The 14749-nt window shown below is 44.0% G+C and carries 13 protein-coding genes; 9 read left to right on the top strand and 4 right to left on the bottom strand.

Annotation, left to right across the window (positions count from 1 at the left end; genetic code table 11):
* Positions 1-1336: 1336 nt before the first annotated feature.
* The 5 genes from ACTHQF_RS05805 to ACTHQF_RS05785 all read left to right on the top strand — a co-directional run bounded on the left by ACTHQF_RS05805 (position 1337) and on the right by ACTHQF_RS05785 (position 6283).
* On the top strand, positions 1337-3043 hold the full coding sequence (locus ACTHQF_RS05805; protein ID WP_440428974.1) for a MutS-related protein: 1707 nt from the start codon (positions 1337-1339) through the stop codon (positions 3041-3043).
* Between the two features lie 116 nt (positions 3044-3159).
* Entirely contained in the window at positions 3160-3684 is a 525-nt protein-coding gene (locus ACTHQF_RS05800; protein WP_440428972.1) for a hypothetical protein, read from the top strand.
* 39 nt (positions 3685-3723) lie between these two features.
* Positions 3724-4533 carry a phosphatidylinositol-specific phospholipase C/glycerophosphodiester phosphodiesterase family protein gene (locus ACTHQF_RS05795; RefSeq protein ID WP_440428971.1) on the top strand — a complete coding sequence of 270 codons (810 nt, stop codon included), beginning with the start codon at positions 3724-3726 and terminating at the stop codon, positions 4531-4533.
* Between the two features lie 106 nt (positions 4534-4639).
* Entirely contained in the window at positions 4640-5470 is an 831-nt protein-coding gene (locus ACTHQF_RS05790) for an oxidoreductase (protein WP_440428970.1), read from the top strand.
* A gap of 6 nt (positions 5471-5476) precedes the next feature.
* Complete coding sequence (locus ACTHQF_RS05785; protein ID WP_440428969.1) at positions 5477-6283, top strand: helix-turn-helix domain-containing protein; 807 nt, start codon at positions 5477-5479, stop codon at positions 6281-6283.
* 21 nt (positions 6284-6304) lie between these two features.
* Here the strand turns inward: ACTHQF_RS05785 and ACTHQF_RS05780 are convergent, their stop codons facing one another.
* Positions 6305-6694, bottom strand: a complete 390-nt coding sequence (locus tag ACTHQF_RS05780) for a RidA family protein (protein ID WP_440428968.1) — start codon at positions 6692-6694, stop codon at positions 6305-6307.
* 217 nt (positions 6695-6911) lie between these two features.
* Positions 6912-7511 (bottom strand): Crp/Fnr family transcriptional regulator, encoded by a 600-nt coding sequence (locus ACTHQF_RS05775; protein WP_440428966.1) that lies wholly within the window; start codon positions 7509-7511, stop codon positions 6912-6914.
* 105 nt (positions 7512-7616) lie between these two features.
* Between ACTHQF_RS05775 and ACTHQF_RS05770 the strand changes: the two genes are divergently transcribed.
* A complete protein-coding gene (locus ACTHQF_RS05770; RefSeq protein ID WP_440428991.1) occupies positions 7617-7838 on the top strand; it encodes a redoxin domain-containing protein in 222 nt (73 codons plus the stop codon).
* Here ACTHQF_RS05770 and ACTHQF_RS05765 read toward each other — a convergent pair.
* Complete coding sequence (locus ACTHQF_RS05765; RefSeq protein WP_440428964.1) at positions 7828-8418, bottom strand: DUF308 domain-containing protein; 591 nt, start codon at positions 8416-8418, stop codon at positions 7828-7830. The genes ACTHQF_RS05770 and ACTHQF_RS05765 overlap by 11 nt on opposite strands.
* A gap of 197 nt (positions 8419-8615) precedes the next feature.
* On the opposite strand from ACTHQF_RS05765, the gene ACTHQF_RS05760 reads away from it, so the two are divergent.
* On the top strand, positions 8616-9998 hold the full coding sequence (locus tag ACTHQF_RS05760; protein WP_440428963.1) for a mercuric reductase: 1383 nt from the start codon (positions 8616-8618) through the stop codon (positions 9996-9998).
* A 55-nt stretch (positions 9999-10053) separates the two neighbouring features.
* On the opposite strand, the gene ACTHQF_RS05755 is transcribed toward ACTHQF_RS05760, so the two are convergent.
* Complete coding sequence (locus ACTHQF_RS05755; protein WP_440428962.1) at positions 10054-12426, bottom strand: TonB-dependent receptor domain-containing protein; 2373 nt, start codon at positions 12424-12426, stop codon at positions 10054-10056.
* Between the two features lie 109 nt (positions 12427-12535).
* On the opposite strand from ACTHQF_RS05755, the gene ACTHQF_RS05750 reads away from it, so the two are divergent.
* Positions 12536-14008 carry a sensor histidine kinase gene (locus ACTHQF_RS05750; protein WP_440428961.1) on the top strand — a complete coding sequence of 491 codons (1473 nt, stop codon included), beginning with the start codon at positions 12536-12538 and terminating at the stop codon, positions 14006-14008.
* Positions 13998-14687 (top strand): response regulator transcription factor, encoded by a 690-nt coding sequence (locus ACTHQF_RS05745; protein ID WP_440428960.1) that lies wholly within the window; start codon positions 13998-14000, stop codon positions 14685-14687. Before ACTHQF_RS05750 ends, ACTHQF_RS05745 begins: the two co-directional genes overlap by 11 nt.
* The last annotated feature ends 62 nt before the right edge of the window (positions 14688-14749 follow it).

Below are 14749 nucleotides of genomic sequence, written 5' to 3'. Positions count from 1 at the left end.
TTGTAAAATGTTTTGTTTGAACACTGACCATTCTTAACTTAATTAATAATAGTCTTATTCTAATTTGTCTGTTAGATATTTGACTCGAAAAACTTGCTTGGCTCATGTACTTTGAAACCGTACTTGTTTACCTCGCTGCGTTTTTATAAAATGACATCTCTTTAATGAACTTCTCGACTCTTACCTCACGGTGAGTCTTTATATGTTGCAGATCCCTTAGTATGTGTTTCCCAGTCTTTCTTGTCTGGTCTGTTTAACTAATCGCTCTGTTTCAATCTTTGTTATTTGCCGTGTTTAACATCCGTTAAGTGGCTCCCTGTTTGTTGGGACTGCAAAGGTAGTAATGATTTTGATATTGTCAAGAATTTATTTCTAAATCTTTTTCTTTTTGTTTGTTCCGGCTTAGGGAACTCGTTTGCCGTTTCCAGCAATCACAAAAAGAGACATTATCTTACTCCTTTTCAGCCTTTCAAATCTTTCTTCTTTATCCTTTTCACTTATCCTCTTCCTCCGAAGCGGAGTGCAAATGTAGAGGAAAATTTCCGGGCTGCAAAACAATATGTAGAAATATCTTGTTTAAACCTGCTAACCTCTTGAAAAACAAGCGTAATGATTTGCACAGCTTTTCACAGTACTTCGTGTAGCTTGTACAATAAGCTCTATGAGCTGGTTTGAACTTCAATTGCAAAGCACATACAGGCTTCAACTCGGTAGCGCCCTGCAGCTGTTTACAACAAATCTCAAAACGCTGTTTAACAATGCTTTATTGCCAGTGACTCCATTTTACCGGCACATTTTAGTGTTACAGCAGTGTGTTATTTATCTGTAGCGAAGAAAGATCCCCTGCCCGCTTCATGTCCAGGATTACCAACCTTTAGCTGAGACTGCTTTAATCTATACCAAGCTTGATTGAGCATGTATATAATAGGTATCGAGTTCTAGATTACATCTGACTTTCAAAAGCCTGAAAGCATAATCTGCGCACCAAAAGAGCAAAATTACCCCTTAAAAAGCTCTCAAAGGGGTTTCCAGCGCCTCTTAAACGCCTTTTCTTCGCCTGAAGGCGAACAATAGGCGAACAATACGCGGTCAAGAGGCGAACAAGAACCGCTCAAGAACCAAAGCTGTTCGCAGCACAAGTACCTCAGCTACAAAGCCAGATCCTCCAAGTCCCTAAGACAAATTGCATCAAGCACTGGCATCGAAGCTTTCAATTTTAATATCTTTATGCTTGTAGGCAGCCGCGCGCCTTATAAAACAAGAGTACACATGATTAAAGCAGTGCTTCTAAAAGCAACAAGAGCCATCCCTGCAAAGCAGATCAAACGAAAAAAGTATGTGGATTAGCGGTCTACTACTGCCGGGCGCAATCTTTATTTTACTTAGCATCCTTGCGGTTCATTATATCTACCGGGCTTATCGGTTGCGCAAATTACAGCAACTTAAACAGGAACTGCTGGCAGACTGGGGCAAAGAAGACCAGTGTTTTCGTGACATGGAACGCATTGGAGCCTACAATGATCATCTACAAGCGCTTCAAAACCTGGATCCCAGTAGTAAAAAGCGAATAGCAGACTTAAACATAAATGCCGTATTTGAAAAACTGGATCGCTGTAAAACGAAGATTGGCCAGCAATACCTATATGCAATGCTTCAGCGTCCAATTGCAGCACAGGAGAAACTTGAAGCTCGAAATACCCGAATCAACTTTTTCCAGAATCAGGAAGAAAGCAGGTTAGCAGCACAAATCGCATTACTGCGGTTAAATGAACAGCTTAGCTACGCCATCCCTAATATCATATTTAACTGGAAACTTGAAGCCGGACTAAATAAATGGCTGCTTACCGTACTTAGCCTACTACCATTGATGATTATCGCATTGTGCATCTGGGTCAGTAAGGCCTATGCACTACTGCTGGCGCTAAGTTTTTTTGTTAACCTGCTCTTCCACTATCGTAATAAGTCGAGGGTAGAATTTTTTATTTCCCCTTTCTCCCAGATCCCAGCCTTACGGGCTTGTGCCTTAAGAATAAGTAAAATCAACAAGCACTTTCAAGACAAAGAAGTTCTGGCGGCATGTGATAAGTTAGCTGCTTTCGGACGGTATCAGTTCTTACTCCAGTCAGAAAAATCAGGTCAGAATGAATTTTCTGCATTCTTATGGCTGTTTTTGGAATACCTTAAAATCACATTTCTGGTTGAAATCAATTTGCTGGATAGATGCCTGAAGATTTCCCGTAGCGCAAAGACGGAAATTCATGCCCTATATAAGTATATCGCTCAACTTGATAGCTATCAATCTATTGCTTCCTATCGTGCCGGACTACCCCATTATTGTACGCCAGAATTTGACAACAGTAAAGCGCAGCTCGTAATCAAAGATGCATTTCACCCCCTGATTGACCCCTGCGTCACTAACAACCTTGTCACCAATACAAAAGGCATCCTAATCACAGGTTCAAACATGTCGGGTAAGACCACTTTTATCAGGGCTATTGCCATCAATGCGATTCTGGCTCAAACCGTATATACAGTCTGTGCAAACCGGTATCAGTCGTCCTTTTTAAATGTTTACACCTCTATTGGTATCCAGGACAACCTGATGGAAGGTAAAAGCTATTATAAGGAAGAACTGGATGCAATCCAATATTTCGTGCAGCAGGCGCAAGACAGCAATGGGTACAACCTCTTTGTTATGGATGAACTCTTTAAAGGGACAAATACCATGGAGCGGATTGCCGGAGCAAAGGGTGTGCTCGAATACCTGATTAAAGGCAATAACCTTGTTTTAGTTTCAACGCATGATCTGGAGCTGGCAGATCTGCTTAGTCCGGCGTACAGCTTATACCATTTTGAAGAATTTGTAGGTGATGACGGCTATTTATTCGATTATAAATTAAAACAGGGGGTACTAAAGACCCGGAACGCCATCAGGCTTTTAGAAGTTACGGGTTTTCCTGCGGAGATTGTCAGCGCAGCGAACGCCTATTTAGATCTTGCGCAACCATCGGCACAAGCTACGCATATCGGCAGCGTAGGCTAATGGTGCTGATCAGTTAATCTTGCCCTTTACACCTCATCTTTCAGCTTTGTTAAGCTGGTATTTACGTTCAGATAAGTATCTTAGGATCTCATATTGAATAAACGCGATCAACATCAATGAAAAAACTTATATACGGTAGCCTACTCGTCTTGCTTAGTTCCTGCGCCAAAGATAATCCAGGCAGTTGCTGCATGAACGTGCAGGGAACGCTCAACATTGTCTACAAGAACGCTGAGGGCCAGAACCTACTGGATGAAACCACACCCGGACATTACTCAACTAAAGACATGAAGCTGTTCCACATCATTGCAGGGCAAAAAAAATTCGTATACAACTACAACAGCGATAGCCCAGAGGGCATGTCGGTGATAAAAGAAGGAATCCCCCGTTTGCATGTCGGTTTCAATCTTAATGACAAAGGCGATATCACGCATCAGGATAAAGAGGTTATCACCGGTGAGTCTACCTCGATTATACAGCTAAATGAGTCTGTGATCGATACGGTGAAAATTCAGTGGCAAAGTAAACCGGGCTCTTTGACGATTACAAAGGCATGGTACAAAAGCAAGCTGGTTTTTGATCCTGCCAGCAAATTAAATGGACTGGATAACCATCTTGAGGGCTTTGTAATCCAAAAATAATAAAGTATTAAGTTTAAGCGCAATCATACATGTGGACCTATGAACAATAAACATTGGTTAAGAAAAGTATTTTACTGTTTGCTTTTGGCTGGCTGCACGGCACCAGTGTTTGCACAACGATACGAAGTGGGTAAAAATGTACACTCCCATAACGATTACGAGCAGCAACATCCTTTTTATACAGCCTACAACAATGGGCTTGCATCCATGGAAATTGATGTCTTTCAGGTCGGCGATGAACTCTATGTAGCACATAAAGAAGAAGAGATCGACCGGAAGAAGACAATTGAAAGCCTATACCTCGAACCTTTACTGAAACAAATAAAACGTAACGGTAATCATAAAGCCTATCAGAACGGGAATGGCTTGCAACTGATGATTGACCTGAAAACAAGCGGAATGCCTGCACTGAAATGCCTGGAAGCAAAATTAAAGCCCATTCGCGCATACTTTGATGTCCAGAAAGATCCAAACGCCGTGAAGCTTGTGATTACCGGCGATACACCTCCCCCGGCCAGGTTCAATGATTTTGATAACATCTTCTACTTCGATGGGAAGCGTGGCACGCCTTATACCCAGGAGCAACTCAAGCGGGTTGCCTTTTTCAGCACGAACTTTCAGGACTTCAGCAAGTGGAAAGGCGAAAGCCCTTTGCCCGCGTCGGATTCGTTGAAGCTGAAAAACTTTGTAGACTCGGTGCATCATGTAGGTAAACCAATCCGCTTTTGGGGGAATCCCGATACCAAAACCTGTTGGGAGACCTTTATAAAGATGGGTGTAGACTATCTGAATACAGATATGCCCGCAACAATAGCCAGGTTCCTGGATCAGTATGCCGGTTCAAAATAATCATCCGCTGGCAATCTGACCTTATCAACAAAGTAAAGCTGAACGCTAGAACAAACTGCAAGGCAGCGCCAAGCCATACTTTTGTGATCAACTTAAAGGTTAAGACATGGAAAAAGTATGGTTTATAACAGGTAGTTCCAGCGGATTGGGACGTCACCTGACAGAAGCAGTATTACAGCAGGGGGATATTGTAGTGGCAACAGCACGGAACCCGGACAAGAATCAGGATTTAAAGTCGAAATATGGTGATCAGATCCTTTCCTTAGCACTGGATGTCACCAATCGACAGCAAATGGAACAGGTGATCAAAGAATTGATCGAACGTCTTGGACGCATTGATGTACTGGTTAACAATGCGGGATTTGGAATCACCGGGGCGGCAGAAGCCTTTTCACAGGAGCAGGTACGCAGTCAATACGAAGCAAATTTGCTGGGCCCTGTAGAGCTCTGCAGAGCCGTATTGCCGTACATGAGAGCACAACGATCGGGCAGAATCCTAAACATCAGTTCCATCGGGGGACGCATCACCAGCATTGGCTTATCCATTTATCAAAGCGCCAAATTTGGACTGTCTGGATTCAGCGAGGCACTGGCGAAGGAAGTTGCTCCACTTGGCATTAAGGTAACAGCGATCGAACCTGGTGGAATCCAGACGAACTGGGGCGGAAGCTCTATGCGCTTTGCTGCAGCTGTTGAAGGCTATGAATCCACTGTTGACACCCGGGTTGAAGCGTTTAAAAACGGCGGATTCGTACCAAAAAGTGATCCCGTTAAAGTTGCACAGGTGATCATTGACATGGCCGAGAACCCTGAGCCGCCGGTGCATCTGGTGTTAGGCAGCGATGCCGTAGCTGTATTTAACCAGGAAAATGCTGCGCGCGAAGCGGAATATAAACAATGGTTGTCCGTAACTTTATCCACCGACGCAGAAAGTTAAACATCTATGAGTAGCAGCCACGATCACCAAGAATTGAATCCCATCACGTACTCTTGTTATAGCAGAAGGGTACGTGATGGGGAGCAATTCATTCCAAATCATGTGTTCAGCTTTCAGATTAGCGGAACATTGCTGATGACAGACGGTGATCGCCAATATATTTTCCAGGAGGATAGCTTTCGGTTAACCAGAAGAAACAGCCTGCTTAAATTTACGAAGCAGCCCGGAGCAGCTGGGGAATACAAAAACCTGTCGGTTTTTATGGATCAGCAAACCTTGAAAGAACTAAGTCTGGCATACAAGTATGAAACAGCAAAACACATGCAGACGCCTGTAGTAATTTCCATACCAGCACATGAGCTACTACGAAGTTACCTGCGCTCCCTGGAACCTTATGACCAACTGCTGAGCACTGAAAATGCAATGCTGCGAACCATTAAAGTAAAAGAACTGGTTTTCCTATTGCTAAAGGTAAGTCCGGCGTTGAAACACGTGCTGTTCGATTTTTCGGAACCAGGCAAGTTGGACCTGGAAGCGTTTATGAACAAAAACTTTCGATTCAATGTATCGCTGGAACGCTTCGCATACCTCACCGGAAGAAGCCTTTCAACTTTTAAGCGGGACTTTGAAAAGATCTTTTCCAGCAGACCCGGCCAATGGCTACAGGAGAAACGGTTGAAAGAAGCCTATTTTCTTATCAAAGAAAAAGGTGTCGCCCCGAAGGAGGTTTATGTTGATGTGGGTTTTGAAGACCTCTCCCATTTCTCGTTCGCGTTTAAGAAGATGTATGGCGTAGCACCGAGTAAAGTTTAAGCTTATCGTAAGGGAGTAGTCCTACTTCACTACTGTTGCTTCCAGTTCTACCTTCAGGGTTTCAAAAAGTGTTTTGACTTCAACAAAGGTAGCAGCCTGCTTAATGCTATTGTTGGCAATCCATTCACCGAAGTATTCAAAACAAGGGAAGAATTCCTCATGAGATGTTGTATAAACGTTGAGTCGGACGATGTTTTTGGTCTCGTAGCCAGCCTCGTTAATTACCTGCTCCAGGTTCTGTATGGCAAGTTGCAGTTGTGTTTTCATATCAGCTGAACTTGATGTTCCATCTGCATGTACCGCAGCCTGCCCTGCGCAATAAAGTGTACTTTGAACTGCTTTAACTTCCACACCTTGCACATAGTGCCGTTCATCTTGCCATTTCCAAGGATTAATGATGCGTTTTTCCATTGAATCGTTTAAATTATGTCCCTGCACATGCAGGAACTGAATGTTCCAAAGTTCCTTTAAACGAAATGGAATAACGGTGATGTCCCACACGTTTTTGCTGTGACTTAAATCACACCGCAATACTGTTGAGCCACCGTGTAAGCGCTCCTTAGTCGTTCATTTATTTTCTATCAAATGCTAGCCTGCGCTTCTAGCAGCCCACCAGCATAGCAAATGGTTAATGTGCCTGACTTTCTTTTAATCTTTTTCTGATCCGGCTTAGCGAAGGATTAGTAATACCCAAAAAGGAAGATATATGGTAAGCGGGGATGCGTTCGACGATATTCGGGTGTTCTTCCATCAACCTTAAAAACCTCTTCTCATGTGAAAAGAACAGGAACTCCTCGGTACGTGATTGTGCGTAGGCAAAAAATGTTTCCGCCAGCAGCCGGCCGAACTTGCCCCAATTCAGATTTCGTTCATACAAGCCATTAAGATCTTTGTATGAAATAAAAATGACCTCAGAATGTTCCATCGCTTCGATAAAATACCAGCAGGGATTTTGGGAAATGAAACTTCTGAAGGAAACAACAAATTGGTTTTCTGAAAAGAAGAAAAGGTTTTTTTCTTCTCCGGTCTCCGGATCACTGTAGTAAATACGGAATATTCCTTTTACAACTAAGCCCAGATCATTGCAGACCATACTCTGCATATTGAAAAAGTCTCCCTTAGCGATTTTACGTGGCTTCCAGAAAGGCCGGCTTTCGGCGATGTCCAGTTCGGTTAGTCCAGCGAAGTTTCGCAGATACGTCGATAATATTTCATCTTTCTCATTCATGACATGGTGTTTAGACGATGAATGCATTCGTTACGATGTTAACGTCTGACACACCAAGATACGGCATTAGCAATCAGCAAAGTTCTCACCTAAGTCAAATGTGACATTAATCTAAGAAAGAGAGAAAACCAGCCGGTTCCCGACTTTTCAGCTAAGTACCTTTCAGGTAATCCCATTAGCATCAGCCCACTGAAAAGGAAAAAGATCATGCTCTGCTTTTACAGACATGTAGGTTGTCCATTCTCTAACCTTCGTTTTCTTGAACTAAAACAGCAAAGCAATTGCTTTAGCCAGATGGGCCTGGTGGTACTTGCCTTTAGGCAATAGAAGCTGCGTTCCTGATTGTGTTGCCTAAACGGAGGGCCGCTAACGCAAAATAGAATGCGCCAAATGCAGCGTAACCAGCTAATGACGCGACGCCTTGATTTGGATTATGCGCAGTCGCGATGATGAATCCCCCGGCCAACATAGATTGAGCGCCACTGATGATCATCGGCCATTGTCCTTCAAAATGCTTCCGCCGGCGAATGCCAAGGATCAATTGGATTAAGCCTGTGAGAATAGCCCATACGCCGAATACCATCAACGCTTCGGGAATGCCCCTTTGCAGGGCAATAATCACTGCAATGGTAGTAAGGATACCAATGCCTATGTTTACATACTGCGGGCTTTTGTTTGCAGTGGGTGGATTTGCTTTGACATCAAATAGAGTTGCCAGAACATCCCAGGCCGGGTAAATGATAAACAGGATTGTAGCCAGGGTATCATTCGTCTTAGCTACTGTAATGACCAAGGCTATCCAAATGATGGAAAATAGCACACGGGTAAAGTAAAGTTTGCGTAATGCTGTAGCAATTTCCACAGCCTGGCTGGAGATGCTCACATTTGATTGATTTTTTGTTGTCATGATATGATGTTCTAATATTTATTATAATCAAAGTTAACCTGCCTTTTTATGCGGTTTTTTCACTTAAGTTAAAGTCAGGCGAAGAAAATGGCTTTTTTAAATATTCAGGGATATGTCCTGGTCGGATTATATTAATGGAATTATCCCTAAATTGAAGCTAAGCCGATTAGCGGTGAAAAGACAAGTTTGCTAATGATATGAAACACTACGATGCTATTGTGATCGGCTCGGGACAGGCGGGGTCACCATTATGTAAGCAACTTGCCAAAGCGGGCAAGAAAACGGCAATCATCGAAAGACGTTACGTTGGCGGCACTTGTGTGAACGACGGCTGTACACCTACAAAAACAATGATTGCTTCGGCCAAAGCAGCATACCATGCTGCACATTCCGATGCGCTGGGTGTGCATGTTGACAACTATACTGTCGACATGAAGAAGATCAAACAGCGTAAGGATGAGATTATCCTAAGCTGGCGCCAGGGCAGCCAGACTGCAATGGAACAAAGCGAAAACCTAGATCTATTTTTTGGGGTAGCCAAGTTTACGGGAGAAAAAACACTCCATGTTAAGCTAAATGATGGTACTCAGGTGGATTTAACTGCGGAGATGATCTTTGTCAACACTGGCACGACCCCAGTTATTCCAGCTATTGAGGGCTTGCAGGAGGTAGGGTATTACACCTCGACAACCATATTGGATCTGGAAGAAGTACCGGATCATCTGTTGGTGATTGGCGGAAATTACATTGCCTTGGAGTTTGCGCAAATGTTTCATCGCTTTGGAAGTCGCGTGTCTGTTTTGGAACGTGGGCCAAGGATCATGGCCAAAGAGGATGAAGATATCGCTGAGGAGCTTACGAAGATATTATTAGACGAAGGATTGGACGTACGTACTAATGCCCAAGCGATAAAGTTTGAAACGGAACATGGCCACATTAAGGCTACAGTAGCGCTGAACGGCGGCCAGGAAGAAATTATCTGCTCACACATTCTAGTGGCGACCGGACGGAAGCCTTTAACTGAGGTTTTGGCACCACAGGTGTCGGGCATTCAGTTGACCAAAAAAGGCTTTATTCAAGTTGACGATAAATTGGAGACCAATGTTAAGGGTGTTTATGCCTTAGGCGATGTAAATGGAGGTCCAGCTTTTACACATATTTCATATAATGACTATACGATCGTCTATCGAAATCTTTTTGAAGGCGGTGCTTACAGCACGAAGGAACGGCCACTGCCATATTGTATGTTCACCGATCCACAGCTTGGACGGATTGGTTTGTCAGAAAAGCAGGCACTGGAGCAAGGCTATAACATCAAGGTGGCAAAGTTGCCTATGAAGCAGGTGGCACGTGCGCTGGAAAAAGGAGAAACGCGTGGCCTCATGAAGGCGGTAGTGGATGCAGATACCAGACAAATACTCGGTGCCGCTATTCTGGGTGAAGAAGGTGGTGAGATCATGACGGTATTGCAGATGGCCATGATGGGGGGCATAACCTACGATGTTCTAAAATATTGTGTTTTTGCGCACCCGACCTATTCAGAATCCATAAACAATCTTTTTATGAAAATGGAGAACTAGGTATTTTAGGCAGAATGATGCCTCCAGAGCCTTATGGTTTTTGGAGGCATCAATGCTATTGTGCCCGCTTTCGTTCCTCTTCGCTTGCTGTACTACGGCTACGGGAAGCCGCTACGTTTTTCCCCAGCTTATAGGAAAGGCTAAGTGCCACATACCGGCTCTCATTGTGGTGGAAAAAAGCACTGCGCTGATCCAGGTAATTTATGCTGATGTTGTTTGTATAAGTATTGAAAATGTCAGTTGCTGATAAGCGTACCGTGCCCATTCCATGTAGTACATTCATCTTTATCCCGGCATCTATAGACGAATTATGGCTTGCTCGATAAATGCCCTGTAAACCTGGACCTGTGAAAGTTCCGCTGAGTTCGGCTTTTAAAGCACTTTTTTGGTCTATGGTAAAGGCATGCTTCAAGGTTGCATAATAAGAGATGATGTTGAAATTATAACTGCTGGACAGGTAAGCTGATTTTTCCTGTTGCCAGTAACCTTCTGTTAGCAGGTTCATGTCCCACCAGGCTGCTGGATGGAATGCCGCCGACAACTGAATTCCCGCATTACGGCTGAGTCCGAGATTGGCTTGTGTTCCGTAATAGATTTTAGTTTCGTTATCCTGCACATTGATGTTTGTAAATATATCATGCTGAACGCGGTAGGTCGCCGTGACGTTATAGTTCTTTTTATAGGTATAACCAAGTTCAATATTCTGAACAAATGAAGGCTGAAGTGCCGGATTACCGACATAGATGTTGTAGGGTGAAGAGAATCGTTTAGCCGGATTCAGACGATTGTATTCCGGACGCTCAATGCGGTAGGCATAGTTGAGCTGTAGTTCGTTCTCATCATCAAGCTTATACTGAAAGAAAGCTGTTGGAAATAACTTAAAGTAGTTGCGCTGGTTCAAGACATCAAGCGTCGCTGAATACCCGCTGGTACGGGTGTACTCTGCACGTATGCCCCCTTGAATGCTCAGCTTGCCGAATGTTCCAGCAATACTGGTATATGCGGAGGAAGTCTTTTCACGGTATATGAAGTGATTGGAATTTTCGGGCACCAGGATTAAGGTCGCGCTTTCGCGGTTGAAGTAATCGAAGTTGTTGCGACTTTCTGTACTGCTGTACTTGATACCAGATCCTACATCCAGCTTCCCGAATAAATGATAAGTATAATCTACCTTACCGGAGTATATAGCAATTTTCTGTGCACTTGGCGTAAAGATGTGAAACCTGTTGGTTGTTTGCTGTCCATCCGGTAAGAACGAAAGATTGTCTGTATAGGCATCGCTCCTATTTTGATAAGGCGCATAATCGACATCAATATTCAGGCTCCGCTTACCGGAATCTAGTTTTAAGTTATAGTTTAAATTGTATGCATACTGGTTGGTTTTACCTGATGAGGTATTTTCGGTACTCAAAGTGGAATCGACAAGCATGTCCAGATTGATTATTTCGGTACCGCTATGTCCGCGTGTTTTTCCAATCCGATGATTGCCGGTCAGCATAAAACCTAAAACCTGATTTTCGCGAAGCTGATAGTCGGCCCCTGCCCGGTAACTATGATTATCAGAGGGCGAAACGATCCGGTTGATGCTGTTCCAGAAAGATTTTCCATAATCTATGGAAAGATTGTGATCTACAAACACTTGGCGGTGTATAAATCCATAGCTTCCATAAATGTTCAGCTTATCATTTCGATAGTTGAAGGTTGAACTTGCATTATAGTTGCTATAATCACCCTGGCTTATGCCGCTGTTTAGTGTCAGGTTCAAACCTTCCTTTTTTGCTTTACGTGTAATAATATTGATTATTGCTGCACCTTCTGCTTCAAATTTAGCTGGTGGATTGGAGAACACTTCAATTTGTGCGATCAGGTCCGACGGTAATCCTTGCAAGTAGGCTGATAGTTCATCACCCGAAAGGTTGATGGGTTTGCCATCCAGATAAATCTGGACATTTTTTCGGTTTGCGGTGACTTCATTGCTGCTAGATACCTGAACCCCTGGTGCTTTGGTCAATGCTTCCCAGGCACTGCCTCCGGAGGCGAGGATACTTTGCTCGACGTTGAAGGTTACACGGTCAATCTTACGCTGAATGACTGGAGGCTGAAAAGTAACCTTTACTTCTTCAAGCTGCTTGCTGTCCGGTTGCAGGACAAGCAAAACACTTTCTTTTGGTAATTGCAGCACAAGCTCCAGTGTCTGGTAACCAACCAGGCTTGCAGAAATCACATAAGTACCCTTCTCCTGATATTTGAGTTCAAAATTGCCGAGGTCGGCGAAAGCAGCCGCAACTTGTTTATTGTCGCGCTTCAGCGTAATCGTTGCAGCATCAAGTGGATGCCCATCCATATCTTTAACTTTACCTGACAATGTTGATTGTGCCTGCACCAAGTAAGGCATCACTACGATGATGAATAATACTATCTTTTTCATGTAGCAAACCTACCTGAAGGGTATGTTAAGGCTCGTTAAGCAATGTTAAACAAGGTTAAATCGTCGGGCAGCGGTATCAAAGCAGCCAGATTATCAGCAAATTCGTATCATGAAATGGTGGTCTAACAAATACACATATCCCTTGGTGGCACTGGCTATTGTCACCAGCGTGGGACTCCAGGCTGCATGGCTTACCCAATTGTTCCAGGCACAGCGAATTCAGGTGAAGCGGGATCTGGAAGAGGTGGTCAGAAATGCAGCAAGAAAAAATGATTACCTGAGCATCATGCATGGCCGTGAAAGAAGCGAAAACTTCCGGAACTTTTTCCTTTCCCCGGAATGGCTGTTGTTCAAACAGTCCTTTATGTCCATGCGGGGCAAAGGCATTGGGTCCGCCCGGTTCAGCTCTGACCTGGATAAAGATAGTGCATATATTGACATCAGCTTGAGAGTAGCGAACCAGAAACCCAGCAGTGCCAAAGGCAAAAAGCGGATTTCACATGTTCTTGACAAAGGGCAAACATGGGCTTCTGCTATGGCAGCAGACCGGCATGATCTGTTGCGGATGGACAGTCTGGTAAAAGTTGAATGTATGCGCAACGGACTTAATGTAAAAACATCCTACGTTCTATACAACTATGACACCGGCAAGCCAACTAAAGCGAGTACCTGGAAAGCAGCACAACAAGCGGACTACCGCAGCGAGTTGTACGCCTATAATATGAATTTCTTTTTTCACAGCTATCAGCTGGTGGTACCATCCATTAACGGGGTGGTGTTCTACCGCATGCGCTATTACCTTGTTTCCTCCTGCTTAATGCTGTTATTGACTGCTGCTGCATTTATCTTCCTCTTCAGGGTACTACGAAGTCAGCGATTATACACACAAGCGAGGCTTGCTTTCACCGGGAACATGACCCATGAGCTAAAAACCCCTGTAGCCGTGATCGAAGCTGCTTTGGATGCCATCACCCGATATGAACTATCGCGTGACCCTGCGAAGCTGGAGAACTATGTTGACATCAGCAAAGTGCAACTGAAACGTTTAAACCTGATGATTGACAAGGCATTAAACCTGGACCAACTTGATAATGGGGCCATTAAGCTGAGACCAGAGCTGTTTGACGTACAACAGGGGCTGGAAAGTGTTGTGACCTCTATGCGCTTACGCGAGGGTAGCAGTGCTGCGACGATCAACTATATTCCGGCGGATACGCCTTGCTTTGTAGATGGAGATCCGGTTCACCTTACGAATGTGTTTTATAATTTAATCGATAATGCGCTGAAGTATGGCGGTTCACCAGCAGTAATTACGGTATCCTGCAGCTGCGATGCGGAGCAGGTTCATATCAGTATTAAAGATAATGGGCCGGGTATTGCGAGGATCTACAGAGAACGTATTTTCGAGCGCTTCTTCCGGGTGCCTGATCATCCCGATATTCATAACGTTAAAGGTTCCGGACTTGGACTTCATTACGTCAAGCAGATTATCGAAAAACACCAGGGCAAAGTTCAGGTACGCAGTGAGCTGGGAAAAGGAAGCAATTTTATCATTGATATACCAGCTTACCATGAAATATAAGGTCTTATATGCCGAAGATGAGCCTACGCTGGCACAGATCATCAGCGACGGGCTGATGAACAGTGGCTACGAAGTTCAGGTCGCTACAGATGGCCATCAGGCGCTGGAATTTTTTAAACTCGATCCCCCGGATATCTGTGTTCTCGACATTATGATGCCACTGAAGGATGGGTATTCTCTGGCGGAGGACATCCGCAAACAGAACGGCGGTATACCTATAATTTTCCTGAGTGCTAAATCAATGCCGGAGGATGTTATCAAAGGATTTAAAAGTGGTGGAAATGATTACCTGAGGAAACCATTTAACATGGGCGAGTTATTGGTCAGGATGGAATCACTATTGGGTAGATTTAGTGCAGACCAGCATCCGGAGCAACAGCAATCCATAAAACATAGCTTTGGCAACTGTGTACTGGATACGGTTACGCAGGTGCTGGTCACCTCTCAGGCAACACATACCTTATCATACAAGGAAACTGCTTTATTGAAATTGCTCATACAGCATCGGAATACGCTACTGCCGCGACAGGTTCCGCTGATGGAAATCTGGGGTGATGATAGCTTTTATAATGCCCGCAGTATGGACGTGTTTATGTCGCATTTACGAAAGATGCTTAAAGATGAATCCAGCGTACAGCTGATGAGTATCAGGGGTGCAGGATATAAGCTGATCTATTAACGGAGAAGGTATAAAACAAAAAATCCTTCAGGTCCTGTGATCTGAAGGATTTAGTATTTAGC

The organism is Pedobacter sp. SAFR-022 (assembly GCF_051965375.1).
Classification (GTDB): Bacteria; Bacteroidota; Bacteroidia; order Sphingobacteriales; family Sphingobacteriaceae; genus Pedobacter.
This window is presented reverse-complemented; position numbering and strand designations above follow the sequence as displayed.